12 protein-coding genes are annotated in these 16100 nt (G+C 40.4%); 8 read left to right on the forward strand and 4 right to left on the reverse strand.

Translation table 11 applies throughout. The annotated features are described in order from the left end of the window. The 4 genes from dnaJ to ACO6S2_RS01435 all read left to right on the forward strand — a co-directional run bounded on the left by dnaJ (position 1) and on the right by ACO6S2_RS01435 (position 4478). Positions 1–1128: a molecular chaperone DnaJ gene (gene dnaJ / locus ACO6S2_RS01420; RefSeq protein ID WP_422360732.1), complete on the forward strand. Its 1128-nt coding sequence runs from the start codon at positions 1–3 to the stop codon at positions 1126–1128. A gap of 179 nt (positions 1129–1307) precedes the next feature. Further along, a complete protein-coding gene (locus ACO6S2_RS01425) occupies positions 1308–2198 on the forward strand; it encodes a hypothetical protein (RefSeq protein ID WP_422360733.1) in 891 nt (296 codons plus the stop codon). 65 nt (positions 2199–2263) lie between these two features. Continuing rightward, positions 2264–3178: an ABC transporter ATP-binding protein gene (locus tag ACO6S2_RS01430; RefSeq protein ID WP_422360734.1), complete on the forward strand. Its 915-nt coding sequence runs from the start codon at positions 2264–2266 to the stop codon at positions 3176–3178. Further along, complete coding sequence (locus tag ACO6S2_RS01435; protein WP_422360735.1) at positions 3171–4478, forward strand: ABC transporter permease; 1308 nt, start codon at positions 3171–3173, stop codon at positions 4476–4478. The genes ACO6S2_RS01430 and ACO6S2_RS01435 overlap by 8 nt, the downstream gene beginning before the upstream one ends. 20 nt (positions 4479–4498) lie before the next feature. On the opposite strand, the gene ACO6S2_RS01440 is transcribed toward ACO6S2_RS01435, so the two are convergent. Beyond that, positions 4499–6232, reverse strand: coding sequence for an OmpL47-type beta-barrel domain-containing protein (locus ACO6S2_RS01440; protein ID WP_422360736.1), 1734 nt, complete (start codon positions 6230–6232; stop codon positions 4499–4501). 123 nt (positions 6233–6355) lie between these two features. Here ACO6S2_RS01440 and ACO6S2_RS01445 point away from each other — a divergent pair, with 123 nt between their 5' ends. Continuing rightward, the gene (locus ACO6S2_RS01445; protein WP_422360737.1) at positions 6356–9511 is read left to right on the forward strand and encodes a CHAT domain-containing protein; all 3156 of its coding nucleotides are present in this window, start codon (positions 6356–6358) and stop codon (positions 9509–9511) included. 1 nt (position 9512) lies between these two features. Here ACO6S2_RS01445 and ACO6S2_RS01450 read toward each other — a convergent pair whose 3' ends face one another. Next, positions 9513–10010, reverse strand: a complete 498-nt coding sequence (locus ACO6S2_RS01450; protein WP_422360738.1) for an NUMOD4 domain-containing protein — start codon at positions 10008–10010, stop codon at positions 9513–9515. Positions 10011–10176: 166 nt separating this feature from the next. On the opposite strand from ACO6S2_RS01450, the gene ACO6S2_RS01455 reads away from it, so the two are divergent. Continuing rightward, positions 10177–11847: a formate--tetrahydrofolate ligase gene (locus tag ACO6S2_RS01455; RefSeq protein WP_422360739.1), complete on the forward strand. Its 1671-nt coding sequence runs from the start codon at positions 10177–10179 to the stop codon at positions 11845–11847. Between the two features lie 71 nt (positions 11848–11918). Then, the gene (locus ACO6S2_RS01460; RefSeq protein WP_422360740.1) at positions 11919–12224 is read left to right on the forward strand and encodes a DUF4286 family protein; all 306 of its coding nucleotides are present in this window, start codon (positions 11919–11921) and stop codon (positions 12222–12224) included. On the opposite strand, the gene ACO6S2_RS01465 is transcribed toward ACO6S2_RS01460, so the two are convergent. Both ACO6S2_RS01465 and serS read right to left on the reverse strand, forming a co-directional pair. Next, complete coding sequence (locus ACO6S2_RS01465) at positions 12221–12667, reverse strand: GNAT family N-acetyltransferase (RefSeq protein ID WP_422360741.1); 447 nt, start codon at positions 12665–12667, stop codon at positions 12221–12223. The genes ACO6S2_RS01460 and ACO6S2_RS01465 overlap by 4 nt on opposite strands. A gap of 18 nt (positions 12668–12685) precedes the next feature. After that, on the reverse strand, positions 12686–13960 hold the full coding sequence (serS, locus tag ACO6S2_RS01470) for a serine--tRNA ligase (RefSeq protein ID WP_422360742.1): 1275 nt from the start codon (positions 13958–13960) through the stop codon (positions 12686–12688). A 300-nt stretch (positions 13961–14260) separates the two neighbouring features. Here serS and rho point away from each other — a divergent pair, with 300 nt between their 5' ends. Beyond that, positions 14261–15880: a transcription termination factor Rho gene (rho, locus tag ACO6S2_RS01475; RefSeq protein ID WP_422360743.1), complete on the forward strand. Its 1620-nt coding sequence runs from the start codon at positions 14261–14263 to the stop codon at positions 15878–15880. Positions 15881–16100: the final 220 nt, after the last annotated feature.

The following is a 16100-nucleotide window of genomic DNA, read 5'->3' on the forward strand; positions in this document are numbered from 1 at the left end:
ATGGCGAAAAGAGATTATTACGAAGTACTGGGTGTGTCTAAATCTGCTTCAGCAGATGAGATCAAAAAGGCCTATCGAAAACTGGCGATCAAGTATCACCCAGACAAAAACCCTGACGATAAAAAAGCGGAAGAAAACTTCAAAGAGGCAGCAGAAGCCTATGAAGTCCTGAGTGACGCGCAGAAAAAACAACGCTACGACCAATTCGGCCATGCCGGAATGGGTGGAGCTGCTGGTGGCGGATTCGGCGGTGGAGGTATGTCTATGGACGATATCTTCTCACAGTTCGGCGACATCTTTGGTGGCGGTGGCGGTAGCCCATTCGATAGCTTCTTCGGAGGTGGCGGTGGCGGTCGAGGTAGAGCGCGCAAGGGCACTAACCTTCGCATCAAGCTCAAGCTGACACTGGAAGACATTGCTCACGGGGTAGAAAAGAAAATCAAAGTCAATCGATTAGTAGTTGCCGATGGTGTGACTTTCAAAACCTGCCAATCATGTAATGGTAGCGGTCAGGTAAAGAAAGTGGTAAATACCATGCTTGGCCAAATGGTCTCAGCGTCTACTTGTCCGACTTGTAATGGAGCCGGTCAAAGTATCGACAAAAAACCTAATGGCGTTGACAATTCAGGATTGACCTACAAAGACGAAGTCATTCCAGTGAAAATACCTGCTGGTGTGGTGGATGGCATGCAACTATCCATGTCTGGCAAAGGAAACGAAGCCCCTGGAGGTGGAGTACCAGGTGATTTATTGATCGTAATCGAAGAACAAGAAGGTGATGAGCTGAAGCGAGAAGGAAACAATATCGTTTATGACTTGTACTTGAATTTTGTAGACGCGGTATTGGGAACTTCTGTTGAAGTACCGACCATAGATGGCAAAGTCAAAATCAAGATCGATCAAGGCACGCAAAGTGGTAAAATCTTGAGACTCCGTGGCAAAGGTATCAAAGACATCAACGGCTATGGTAAAGGAGACCAGCTGATCCATGTGAATATCTGGACACCCAAGACATTGTCCAAAGACGAAAAAGAAAAACTTGAGAGTATGAGAAATTCTGATAACTTCACCCCAAATCCGGGCAAAGGAGAAAAAGGATTTTTCGAGAAAATCAAGGAATTCTTTTAGGATCATTGATAGATATATACAAAAGGCCTCTTACAATCATCGAATAGTAAGAGGCCTTTTTTTGGTACATAACGGTCTAAATTTTTGATTTAGGCAGATTCATTCTATTTTCGACGTTTGAATCTCGACAATCGTCGAACGAATCGAACCAGAATGAGAAAAATTCCGTACGTAGGGACATGCTAAGGGTTTATATTGTTGTAATAGCAACATTGGTTTGTGGGTTAAAGGGGCATTGCCAGTTAAAAAAGTTCTATACTGTAAAGGACGAGGCCTCTTTCGATACGGTCGCTTTTTCATTAAAGGCCACCTCAGGCACTTGTTTTATTAACCCTTCTGACAACAACGACCCTGTCACCATCTATGGGAATCCTTCCTTTTCTGAAGTCAACCCCACCTTTCACACCGAAATACTCAACAACCGCAATGCGGTTAACCTTTTCCTTGAGGACTATAACCAGAAAGGATTAAGTCAAGCTATCTCTTATAGCATGTTTGGTAATGAAAAATCTGAGAAAAATTTCTGGAAGGTATTCTTAGCAGATCAGAAAGTGTATGACCTTGACCTTAAATATGGTGTAGGCGATGCTTTTGTGAATTTATCCGATTTGCCTGTTTCCAAATTCAAAATTGAGTCTGGCAGTGCCAATGTGAAAATCATGTACAACGACGACGCCGTGAATAAATGTGCCATGGATACCTTCTATGTCAATGTGGATGTAGGGAACATCATGACCAAAAATGTGAATAAGTCAAATGCCAAGGTAGTGATTGCCGATGTTGGCTTTGGGACTGCAGTACTCGACTTTAGCAAAGGAGTAGAAAAAGCTTGCAAAGTCAATGTGAGTGTGGGTGCAGGCAAGCTCAAAATTATTGTTCCGGAAAATGACTACCCAGCAATCGTACATTTCAAAAGCTCACCGCTCTGTAATATTTCTCTCAGCCAGGCCTTCGAAGAAGTTTCAGAAAATGTCTATGTAAATCGTAGCTACTCTGCCAGCGCCGACAATTTGATGGAATTCAACGTAGACGTCGCTTTGGGCAACATCATATTCGAATACGTGAAGTAATTTTCACGCAAGTGTAATATTTTCCTACCTTTAGCTACTCATGTAGCAAATCAAAATCAATCGACTTGAACTTAGTAAAAATTAATGGAGTCTCTAAAACCTATGGAGATCATCAAGCATTAGATAATATAGAATTTGGCATTCCAGAAAACAGCGTTTTCGGACTTTTAGGGCCAAACGGTGCTGGTAAAACCACACTCATCAGAATTATCACTCAGATCATAATGCCCGACAGCGGACAAGTACTTTTCAAAGATGTACCCATGCTGGCAGATGATGTCAGAAAAATTGGGTACTTGCCTGAAGAAAGAGGGCTGTACAAAAAAATGAAGGTCTCCGATCAACTCATATTCTTAGCCCGCTTAAAAGGTATGACCCGATCAGATGCTGTGGCCTCCATCAAGCGCTGGATGGAGAAACTGGACATCATGGCTTGGCACAATAAGAATGTGGAAGATTTGTCTAAGGGAATGCAACAAAAGATTCAGTTCATTGCTACAGTAGTTCATAACCCCTCACTTATCATTCTTGATGAACCATTTTCCGGATTTGACCCCGTGAATGCCAATCTGATTAAAGATGAAATTCTGGAATTAAAAGAGAAAGGGGCTACAATTATTTTCTCAACGCACAGGATGGAATCAGTGGAGGAGCTTTGCGATCAAATTACCTTAATCCATCACTCCAAGATTTTAATTCATGGAGCCAAAAAAGATATTAAAAATCAATATCGAAACAATACCTTCATTACAGAGTACATTGGTGACATTCCGATAGCTGACAATGGTTTTGAGGTGCTCCATACCAAATCATTAGATGATGATATCGTTCGTTCTGAAGTGAAAATTGCTGACAGCCATTCGGTGAATGACCTGGTAAGGTTTATCACATCCAAAACTAAAATCGTCTCTATCAACGAGAAAATTCCTTCTATCAATGACATCTTTATTTCCACTGTAAAACCCACCAACCATGAATAAGATCGGACTCATCATCGCACGCGAGTATATCGCAAGAGTAAAAAAGAAATCATTCATCATTATGACAATCTTAGGCCCCATTCTTTTTGCAGGAATGATGGGTATTGTGTTTTGGTCAGCTACCAGAGAAGGAGATCAAAAACTCATACAAGTCATCGACGATTCGGGACTTTTTGAAAACAAAATTGAAAATACAGAAACCATCACCTATCAATTCATCCAGGCAGATGTAGAAGAAACCAAAGAGTCGTTGTTAAGCAGTGATGCCATTTTTGGTTTACTACATATTCCTAAAATAGATCTGGATAACCCCGAAGGAATAAAATTCTATTCCACGCAGAGCCCAGGAATAGCCGTAGAGGGGGGGATTGAAAAAAGAGTCCGTGGGATTATTGAAGATGAGAAATTGGCCAATTCCGGACTTGATCAAGAGTTGATTGATAACCTAAGATCCCATATAGACATCCAAACTATCAACTTGTCAGAATCTGGAGGAGAAAGTGAAAGTAATTCAGGCATTGCGTTTGGTGTTGGATACGTTTCGTCTTTTCTGCTTTACATGTTCATATTTATCTATGGCATGCAAATTATGAGAGGTGTAACTCAGGAGAAAACCAGCCGAATCATAGAAGTAATGATTGCCTCTGTTCGGCCGTTTCAATTGATGATGGGTAAGATTTTGGGTATCGCAGCTGTAGGACTCACCCAGTTCGTCCTCTGGGCGGTTATGACTACTGCGCTTACTTCAGCTACTTCTTCCATCATTTTAGATCAACCAACAGCTACAGAACAATTCGCCAATGAAGCTGGAATGGATACTGAAGGCATGAGCGCTCAGGACAAAGCTTTTGACATGAAGAAAGTACTCGACAAAATTGATGTACCAACCATTCTAGCTAGTTTTTTGATCTACTTTTTGGGAGGCTACTTATTATATGGTGCATTGCTTGCGGCTATAGGCTCTGCGGTAGATAGTGAAGCAGACTCGCAACAATTTATGTTACCTGTGACCCTCCCGCTCATATTTTCCATGATGATGATATCCATTGTTATTCAAGAGCCACATGGCACCATGGCTTTTTGGCTTTCCATGATTCCATTCACCTCACCAGTTATCATGATGATGCGTTTGCCATTTGACGTCCCCATGTGGGAATTGGCCTTGTCTATTTCGTTGCTAATAGCAGGCTTCTGTGGAACTACCTGGATGGCTGGCAGAATCTATCGCATCGGTATTTTTATGCACGGCACTAAGGTCAATTATAAGACACTGGCCAAGTGGTTTGTGATGAAGATATAATATGAGAGAAACTATATAATCTACTTCACAAAGATTTCTATTTCCTCTGTGGATGTCGAGTTGCCCAACTTATCAGTTGCTCGCACCTTGTAGGTTACGAGTCCAGGAGTGTCAATTTTAACTGGACGGGTATACTCTAGCTCTTTTCCACCATTCAGCGAATAGAATACTTTGTCAGTGTCAACGACATTGTCGGTAGCACCTAGAAATAGCTTCACTCCTTTTGAATAAACACTAATTGGTTCGCCACCTTTTTCGTCCAACATGATGTTGCCAACAGGCTCCATACTGAGTATGTGCTCCACTTTTGGCCCAGTATTATCTACTACAAAGAAAAAAGATTTGGTGTTTCTATTATTCACTTGATCAGTACCATAGAAATCGATAGAGTAAAAACCTTCTTCTTCCAATTTGATTGGTCCAGTGTATTGCTGGCCAGTCCCACCATTGATTTTATACCCCAAATCCTTTACACCACTTTCGCCATCTAAAGCAGCAAGTGCAATTTCGGAATTGCTTGTTACAAAAGCTGTGTCTCGCGAATGATACTGACTTCCAGCAAATTCATAGGAAATCTCTGGTGCTTTCATATCGATATCTAACGAAGAACGGCTCAAATTTGACTCCTCGAGCTTACCATCGAAACGGTTATTTACCTTGTCAACTGCATAATACGTGATGACATGGTTTCCACCTGTCTTATCCAAGATAAAAGGCTCATAATACGTTTCGGCATCTGCTCCATCTATCGAATACTTAATGGTCTTCACACCGGCCTTGTTGTCTTCAGCTGTAAGCTTCACTTTTGTCCTTGTAGAAACAAACACCCTACCTCTATTCTGATACTGATCACCTACAATGGTTGCCTCAACTACAGGAACGGTTTTATCCATATAGAATTCAATTGTCTTGTCTTCTTCTTTGTTTTTTACATTATCATATGCATAATACTTGATGGTATGATTGCCATCAGTTAGGTTGGTCAAGTTGATCTTATCGGAGAATATTTTTTCCGGACCATCATCTATTTTATAGCCGATACGATTGAGGCCAGAAGAAGCATCTCCAGACTGCAATACAATATAAGTCCGTGGTGAAAAAACCATTCCACTACGATCATTACGTACCGTATAATTTGACACAGGACTGGTAAGATCAACTCTGAATTGGTACATCTGGATGGGTTCTACATTTCCTGTATTATCAGCCGAATATACTTTGACATCATACTCTTTATCCTGATTCAATTCCTGATCATTTGTGAATGTGAGAAAATTGTTGTTATCAATAGAATAAAATGTTTTCTGCACTCCAGATTGTTTATCTACCGCTTTACTCTTGAACTTTAAGCCTTGGCCATAAAACTGATTGCCTTCAGCATCCTTATACCTGGGAGATTCCTCAAAAGTCACTGTAGTCTTTGGCGCTTCACTATCTCGATAGACTTCAAAAAGCAATTCGAACCGAGGCTGAAGCTGCTTTAGCATAGAGTCTGCCGCCCAATTGGAACGGATGTAATTAATTCCCTCAGTATCCAAATACATGGGGTTTGTGTACTCGTCATGTACTTCACTTTCCATTCTATGCAAGTTTTTTCCATCGGGAGTTTCAGAAATAAAAAGGTAAACAGGTTTTTTACCATGCCAGTAGAGCTTACCATCTTCGTTGATATAGTATTGCTCCTGTACATTAGGTTTTTGTTGGGATAAGGCAGCAAATGGGATTAGGAATAACAGAAAAAGCGCCTTTCTCATAGTAGCAGGTATTTAAGAAATTTTGTAAATAACTAATTCAATTAAATGTATTGAGGGTGCAATATCAAATAAATTCTATTAAAATAGCATTAAGAACAGCTAATTCATCGAAATATACAAAAAATGAAATTTTATATTGTAATCGTTCTAACCTTGCTTTTGGGATCATTAAGTCAACCTCTTTTAGCCCAGAAAGAATTAGCAGATTTTCATTTTCATCAAGGGGACACCTTTTTGCTATTCAATCGCCATGATAGTTCCATCATGCATTTTGAAAAGGCCAAAGAACTTTACCTGCAGTCACAGTATTGGAGAGGAGTAGTGGCCAGTGATAACAAGATAGCTGAAAATCTCTGTGGCACTTTTGAGTTGAAGAAGGCAATGACCATAGCAGAAGAGGCCTATAACATGGCAGATGAAAAGCTCGGTGAATGGGACATTGAAAAAGCCAACGCCATGAATAACATTGGCAACATACACTATCTCACTGGCCAGCATGAGCTTGCTCTAGAAGAATATGAGAAAGCATTGGAGCTAGCCAATCATGAGATCCATGAAGAAGTTCTATTCTCAGCCCCAACCAGCTTGGGTATAGGTAATGTTTATTTTGGAAAACACCAATATGAAGAAGCGTTCAAGCATTTTAAGACAGCGTTGGAGGCCAATAAAAAGATATTAGGAGAAAACCATCCTTATGTAGCCAACTCCTATTTAAGCCTAGGCAACTTGTACAGAAATAAAGGCTCCTATAATTTGGCTACTGAGTATTATGAAAAGGCCTTAGCAATAAATATTGAAGTCTTTGGTGAAAATCATCCTGATGTAGCTACTACGTATGTAGGTATCGGAGATATTTACAAAAACAGAAGTGCATACGATCTGGCCATGCAGTATTACCGGCAGGCGTTAGTCATATATCAAAAATTTCTGCATAGAAAGAATCCTAAGTTTGGAAACATTTATTTAGGGTTTGCGGATGTTTATAAGAATCAAGGCAATTACACCAAAGCGCTAGAATACTACCAAAAGTCCTTGGATCTCTTTGAACAAACCATTGGTTTGGAACATCAGAATAGTGTGAGAAGTTATCTGGGTATAGGCAATACCTACATGTATCAGGAGAAATTTAGGGATGCTCTAGACTACTACAATAAAGTAATGGATATCAACTTTAATCTGGTAGGTGAAAATCATGTGAACTCTTCCGCAGCCAACAACAACCTTGGCAGCATCTATTACTTTTTCGGTGATTTTGATTTAGCGATTAGATATTTCAAGAAAGCCTTGGCAATAGACATTAATATCCATGGCGACGAGCACCCCAACGTAGCCAATGCCTACTACAATCTCTCTCGTGTATATGGAGAAAGAGGTGAAATTCGAACCGCACTGGAATATTGTCAGTCAGCCATCAATGCTAGTATCATCGACTTTGATGACACAAATGTGTTCATGAACCCAGTACTGGTTAACTTTTTCGACAACAAAGACCTGCTATGGTATCTGCAATTTAAAGGACAATTGTTGGAGGAGGGCTTTAGAAGGAGCGAAAACGTAAAAGGGCTCGACATCTCTCTGCATAGTTTTGTGCTGAGCGACAGTTTAGTAGAACAAATTAGACAGTCCTATACCGATAGGAGGGATCAAATCGAGCTTAGTAAAATGTCGGGTAAAATCTACGAGTCCTCTGTAAACGCGGCCTACTCCTTGATCAATCTCATTAATGAAGAAAACGTAAAATACCTTGGACAGAATGCCACTTACCAAGGTAAAAAAAGAGAATACGAAGATCGTTTTTTCTTCTTTACAGAAAAAAATAAAGGCGCCATACTCTTCTCTTCTCTGGCCGAATCCAATGCCATTTCCTTTGGTGGTATTCCAGATACGCTACTCAATCAAGAAAAGGAATTGAAAACGTTGATCAATAGCTACACACAAGAACTCGCTGCCAACCCAGATCCAGATATGATCGAGTTTTATCAGCGCGAACTTTTCAAAGCCAATCGGAAATATGAAGGTCTGATTGAGCAATTTGAATCAGAATACCCAAAATATTACGATTTGAAATATGACGTGGAGATAACCAAGCTGGACGACATTCAGGGATTTCTGAATGATTCTACTATGATGCTTTCATACTTTCTGACTTCAGATAGCATCTATGTGACACAAATAGACAAGTCAGGCATGAAAATCGACAAGGTATACAAAAAAAGAGAATACGAGAAAGCAGTAAAGGCCGTACGCAAGGGAGTACTGTATAAAAGTGATAAGATTTATACGTCCTATGCAAGAATGCTCTACAAACAACTCTTTCCTATGGACATTCCAGAGCATATCAAAAACATCATAGTGGTGCAGGATGGTATTATGGCAACTATTCCATTTGAAGTACTTCTAACAAAAGATGTGGATGACAACAATGTTGACTATGGTACCCTCCCGTATCTGGTCAGAGACTACAATATTTCTTATACCTTCTCTGCCAATCTCATTTATAAAACATTCATGAATGAAAAGATAGTGCAACCAAAAGCACCAAAAGACGGAATGGTCATTGCTCCGGTAGACTTCGATCATTCGCTGCAAGCCTTAAAAGAAGCTAAAAGGCAATCTTATGACAAAGCAGATAAAGCCAAAAACCTTAGAAAGGGAATCTCTATTTCAGCTAATGAACTAAAGTCACTACCTGGGACCGAAGTGGAAATAGAAGAAATTGATACGCTTTTTGCGAAAAACAAAAAGAAGGCAGACAAATACATACACTACGATGCACAAGAAGAAATTGCAAAGTCTGGGACCATGGATGAATATCAATACATACACATTGCCTCGCATGGATTTGTCAATCAGGAAGAGCCAGAGTTTTCCGGAATTTTCATGACCAGGGACACACTGACCAAAGCACAAGATGGCATCCTGTTTTCCGGAGAGGTTTACAACATCAACCTGAATGCAGAACTGGTCTCATTGTCCGCCTGCGAAACCGGACTAGGAAAAATCTCGAATGGAGAAGGTATCATCGGATTGACTCGGGCATTGATCTATGCCGGAGCAAAGAATATCACCGTATCCCTTTGGAAAGTCTCTGATGAGTCAACTAAGCAGCTAATGATCGACTATTATGACAATTTTTTGCCATACGATGTCCCCAAAAATTTACACGAGAGTTTGAGCTATGCTTATGCCTTGAAAAAAGCCAAACTCAATATGATCGAGCAGGGCGGACAGTTTGCACATCCGTATTATTGGTCTCCTTTTGTATTAATTGGGAAGTGATTTAGGCTAAGGCCTTTCTAGGTCTGCCTTTGAAAATGGTATCAGCCTTAAATCCATTTTTGTACTTCTCCTTACGCGTACGCCAAACTTTAAAGTTGTTTTTATTTCCAACTTCAAATTGAAAAGCCATATGCTCTGACGGCGATACCCATTCCAGGTTCGAACTGTCATTGTTTTTTGGATCATTGTCCAAGTGAACAATCATTGTATACTCTTCAGGCAATATGTTGATACAGAAGGCAGAAGCGACTTCCCGATGAGGGTATACGGTCTTTCTTTTTCCTTCGTCATTGAGCAAATCCATGAAGTAACATTTGCACGTCTTGTTCCACCGCTGCTTCATTACTTTTTCCTTCAAAAAGATATCCTTATTTGAACCAGCATGAAAAGTCTTTCGTGCTTTACGACGTACTCTTCCCACGTTAGAAATTTCATAATTTGAAAACCCCTCGATGGTTTTCCATACTTCTGTCATTCGTTCGATCTTGTGCGCTTCCATGATATGGTGGATTTAGATTACAGGATTAAAACTAAAAAGCGCAAATACCAATTGTAAAAAACTTCGATGAACCTCTGGAAAAAATTGATAACTTGGTTTCTAAACAAGACAAAGGGTTTTTAGAAATGATGAAAACTCTTGACTGACATTAACAACATTACTACCCATGAATTCTGATTTAGAAATCTCTAAAAGGGCTTCCCTATTGCCTATTGGCCAAATTGGTGATAAACTAAACATTAAAAGCGAAGACCTAATTCCTTACGGAAAAAGCAAAGCCAAAATTCCCCTCACCTATATTGATAAAAAGAAGTACGGCAACAACAATTTGATCTTAGTATCTGCCATATCCCCAACCCCTGCGGGAGAAGGGAAAACAACTATGTCAATCGGGTTGACAGAAGCACTCAATAAAATTGGGAAAAAAACCACGGTTGTACTTAGAGAACCATCATTGGGACCCGTATTTGGGATTAAAGGAGGTGCCACCGGCGGGGGGTATTCGCAGGTGTTGCCGATGGAAGATATCAACCTTCACTTTACAGGTGACTTTTCGGCTATTGAAAAATCCAACAACTTGCTGGCAGCTCTTATCGACAACAACATTCAAAATAAAAAGAACTCTTTAGGTATAGACCCTAGAACCGTCACTTGGAAACGAGTCATGGATATGAATGACCGATCATTAAGAAATCTGATCGTAGGTCTGGGTGGCACCACTTCCGGGGTACCAAGAGAAACTGGATTTGATATCACGGCAGCATCAGAAATTATGGCGATTCTATGTTTGGCTGAAAATTTCTCTGACCTTAAGAAGCGGCTGGGAAACATCTTTGTCGGATTCACCTATGACAAAGAACCAATCTATGCCCGGGATTTGAAAGCTCACGGCGCCATGGCAGCATTACTCAAAGATGCCATCATGCCCAACCTGGTTCAAACCATGGAAGGAAACCCAGCCATCATCCATGGTGGCCCATTCGCCAACATTGCACAGGGTACCAATTCAATCATCGCTACCAAAACAGGTTTATCATTGTCGGATTATGTAGTGACCGAAGCAGGCTTTGGCTTTGACCTGGGAGCAGAAAAATTCTTTGATATCAAGTGTGTATCTGGTGGACTTTCGCCAAAGGCTGTGGTGTTGGTAGCAACGGTTCGAGCACTCAAATATCATGGTGGAGTACCAGTGAAGGATTTGCAAAAAGAAAATCTCGAAGCCCTTGACAAAGGACTAGCCAATCTGGAAAAGCATGTGGAAAATATTGGATTGTTCAATATCCTACCGGTAGTGGCCATCAATAAATTCACCTCCGATACAGATGTCGAAATTGAACATATTCGTACGCGCTGTCAGGAACTAGGTGTAAAAGTTGAAGTGGCCGATGTCTGGGCTAAAGGAGGAGATGGCGCTATTGAATTAGCTAAAGATGTGGCGGCCACCGTGGAAGCCAACAATGTAAAATTTACACCCATGTATGACTGGTCACTACCCGTGGAAGAAAAGATTGACATTATCGCTAAAAAAATCTACGGTGCCAAAGCCATAGACTATACGTCAAAAGCCAAAGCCAATCTCAGAAAAATTGAGCGGCTGGGTTTGTCCAACTTGCCCGTCTGCATTGCCAAGACCCAAAAGTCTCTATCAGATAATCCTGCGCTACTGGGAAGGCCAAAAGATTTTGTAGTGACCGTACGAGAGATTGAAATCGCAGCTGGTGCAGGATTTCTTGTACCGATTACAGGTGACATTATGCGCATGCCTGGGCTACCTGCATTCCCGGCCTCAGAGAAAATAGACATCACCGATGACGGTACTATCGAAGGGTTGTTTTAATGTTTTCAACTCATCCAAAGTTTGGAACTTTGGATGAGTTCGATCCTTACATTTCTTCCTAACTTTGCCCCATGATTTTATACAACGTAACAGTAAGCCTAGACGAAAATATAGAAGCTGATTGGCTGGCTTGGATGAAAGATGATCACGTCCCAAAAGTGATGGACACAGGGATGTTTGTCGACCGAAAGATCTTCAAGTTACTTTCGCATGAGCAGGAAGGTGCGATCACTTATGCCATCCAGTATTTTGCGGATAGTATCGATCATATCAATGAATACCAAGAAAAATTTGCCGAAGCTCTACAAGCCGAGCATAATGAGAAGTTCAAAGATAAATTCGTGGCCTTCCGTACGATGCTTGAGCACGTGGATTAATCGAAATCAATGTGGCAGTTGAGCCACTCCTCATCGAATAACGTATTATATTTTTTGTAGAAATTGATGGCAGGTTCGTTCCAATCCAGTACCTGCCACATCATACCGCTAGCTCCCTCAGACTTCCCGAAATCCAGCATTTTATCGAAGAGTAGTTTTCCTGCTCCTTGACCTCTGACGGCTTCAGTCACGATCAAATCTTCGAGATACAGCCGTTTGCCCTTCCAGGTAGAATAGCGCCAGTAGTATACAGCAGCACCTACTATCACGCCTTCCCGCTCAATTACAAAAAATCCAAAAACAGCAGAAGGGCCAAAGCCCTCCTTCTTCATTCTTTCGATGGTATTGGATACCTGACCTTCAGCATTTTCATATATCGCTAATTCACGAATTAGCTCAAGCAGTCTTGGAAGATCTTCTTCAGTTCCCTTTCTTAGATTCATGCCTATTGTTCGTATCTGCTACGAAATAGTTTCAAAGCCAGCGTACTGGTGCAAAGCAGCTGGTATTTTAATCCCCTCTGCCGTTTGGCCATTCTCAAGTATGGCAGCAATGATTCTTGGAAGTGCTAAGGCACTACCATTTAAAGTATGAAGCAAGTGCTTCTTGTTTTCTGCGTCACGGTATCTCAACTTCAAACGATTCGCTTGATAGGCCTTGAAATTGCTCACAGAACTTACTTCCAACCATCGCTTCTGGGCTGCAGAATATACTTCAAAATCATAGGTGATATTTGAAGTAAAGCCTAAATCACCCGCACACAATTTTAATATTCTATAAGGCAACTCTAACCTTTTTAAAAGCCCCTCCACATGATCTCTCATTTCGATCAAGGTGTCAAATGACTTATCTGGGTGTTGGACCTGCACAATCTCAACTTTATCAAACTGATGCAACCTGTTCAGTCCTCTTACATGCGCACCCCAAGAACCCGCTTCTCTTCTGAAGCAAGGTGTGAACCCTACATTCTTAATCGGTAAGTCTTTTTCATCTACAATCACATCCCTGTAAAGATTGGTGATAGGCACCTCAGCAGTAGGTATCAGATACAAGTCAGAATCTGTGATATGATACATCTGACCCTCTTTATCAGGCAACTGCCCAGTACCACGACCAGAAGCTTCATTGATAACTACAGGTGGCTGCACTTCATCATATCCATGGTGATCAGCTTCGTCCAGAAAAAAATTGACCAAAGCACGCTGAAGTCTTGCCCCTTTTCCTTTATAAACTGGAAATCCTGCACCAGTGATTTTTACACCCAGGTCAAAATCTATGATGTCATAGTTTTTGATCAATTCCCAATGTGGTAGTGCATCATCACCCAGCTCTGGCAATTTATCTACTGTATAAAGCACCTCATTATCATCCTCTGAGTTTCCAGCAGGTACCTCTTCATTCGGGATGTTTGGAATATGATATAATTTTTCATCCAGTGTCTGTCTGGTTTCTTCTAAAACCTGACCTAATTCCTTAGTCCTTGCCTTCAGCTCAGAAGTTTTTGTTTTGGCTTCATTAGCCTCTTCCTGCTTTCCTTCTTTCATTAGCAGACCAATCGACTTAGAGATTTTATTAGACTCAGCCAACAGCTCATCAAGCTCAGCTTGTGTGCTTTTTCTTTTTTCGTCTAACGCCAAAACTTCATCAAGCATAGCCTCAGCGTCCGCCAAGCCTCTTTTTTGTAATCCTGCGATGAATTCAGGCTTGTTTTCTCTAATGTCTGAAACAATTAACATAAGGTTCTCAATTTTTTGAATGGCAAATTTATATGATCAGATGAGACGCACCTCATAGAATCTCAAAGAAAACAAGAGCAAAACCATAGAATTTGTTGATTTAAAGCCATTACAAATATTTTTGAGTAAATTTGTGTTATAATATTTGTTGTCATATAATTGTGGCACTTATATGCATTTGGGCTTAGATAGCCATCCAGCTAATCACAATAGGCCAATCTTCATTACTATAATATTTCAAAAAATATTTCATTTCAAGACGCTTATATCATTAAGCACAATTTCTACTAATTAATTATCATGTATAAAATTGAAGAATTGAATGACAGACTGCTATCTGAGCTTAAAGAAATTGCAGAAAGTCTGGGCATCAAAAACTACAAGAAAGCTGCGAAGAAGGATCTGATATACAAAATTCTAGACGAGCAGGCTATCAACCCTAAGCCTGCAGCAGATAGAAAGGCTGAAGAAAAGAAGAAGGAACAGCCTGCTGAAAAAGCAGAAAGCAAAAAAGAATCAAAACCAGAAAAAAAGAATTCGAAGTCATCTGATGATCTATTGGGAGATTTCAATCTGGAAGCAGAGTCTGGTTCTAAGAAACCACAGGCAAAAGCTAAGTCGGACAAATCTGATAAGCCTAAAGGCGAAAAGAAAGAGGAGAATAATGCCGAATCAAAGGATCGCGCTCCTCGAGAAAAGGAAGAAAGAAAAGACCGAGGAGATCGCAACGACAGAGGCGAGAGAAAAGACAGAAGACCGGACCAAAAGTCTAAGAGAGCCGAATACAACGAAAAAGTAAAGGAATTTGACGGTGTAATCGAAAACGGTGGAGTACTCGAAATCATGCAAGATGGTTATGGTTTCTTAAGATCGGGAGATTACAATTACCTGGCTAGCCCTGATGATATTTATGTTTCTCCTTCCCAAATCAAATTATTCGGCTTGAAAACTGGTGACTCTGTACTGGGTCAAATCAGACCTCCTAAAGATGGAGAAAAATATTTCGCGCTACTTAGAGTAAGTTCGGTAAACGGAAAGACTACTGAAGAAATCAGAGATCGAGTTCCTTTCGAATACTTGACTCCTCTTTTTCCTGAGGAAAAACTCAACTTGAGCTACAAGCCTAGCGATTATTCTACAAGAGTAATGGACATGTTCTCTCCTATTGGAAAAGGGCAAAGAGGTATGATTGTAGCGCAGCCTAAAACGGGTAAAACTGTTTTGCTTAAAAATGTAGCTAACGCCATTGCTGAAAATCACCCAGAAGTTTATCTGATGATCTTGTTGATCGATGAAAGACCTGAGGAAGTAACTGACATGGCAAGAAGCGTAAAAGCCGAAGTAATTGCTTCTACCTTTGATGAGCAAGCGGAAAGACATGTAAAAGTGGCAAACATCGTTCTTGAAAAAGCAAAGAGAATGGTAGAATGTGGTCACGATGTAGTTATCCTTTTGGATTCTATTACTCGTCTGGCAAGAGCACACAACACGGTAGTACCATCAAGTGGAAAGATCTTATCAGGTGGTGTGGATGCTAATGCACTTCACAAGCCAAAGAGATTCTTCGGAGCGGCAAGAAATGTAGAAAACGGCGGATCGTTGACTATTCTGGCTACAGCACTAATCGAAACAGGATCTAAGATGGATGAAGTAATCTTTGAAGAATTCAAAGGTACTGGTAACATGGAGCTTCAATTGGACAGAAAACTATCTAACAAGCGAGTGTACCCTGCCATCGATATCCCTGCTTCTGGTACTCGAAGAGAAGATCTATTGATCGACAAAGAAGAATTAGCTAGAATCTGGATTTTGAGAAAATTCATGGACGACATGAACTCAAACGAAGCTATGGAATTCTTACTTGGCAAGATGAAAGGCACAAGAAACAACCAAGAATTTTTGGTTTCTATGAACGGCTAAAACCGTTAGATAAAATACATGAAAAAGCCATTCCGAATTGTCGGAATGGCTTTTTGCATTTTATTCAGTCCAAATTAGAATATTCTAACACAGGCATCTCATTATTATTCGTTTGAACTGATTGTTTTTTTTTATAAATTTAATTCGGCTTATCTCATACAGAAGTTCAATTTATCTATATTTGGAAATAAGCTGCGCCAACTGATGACTAGATTCATTT

The sequence above is a fragment of the Reichenbachiella sp. genome (assembly GCF_965233835.1).
Classification (GTDB): domain Bacteria; phylum Bacteroidota; class Bacteroidia; order Cytophagales; family Cyclobacteriaceae; genus Reichenbachiella.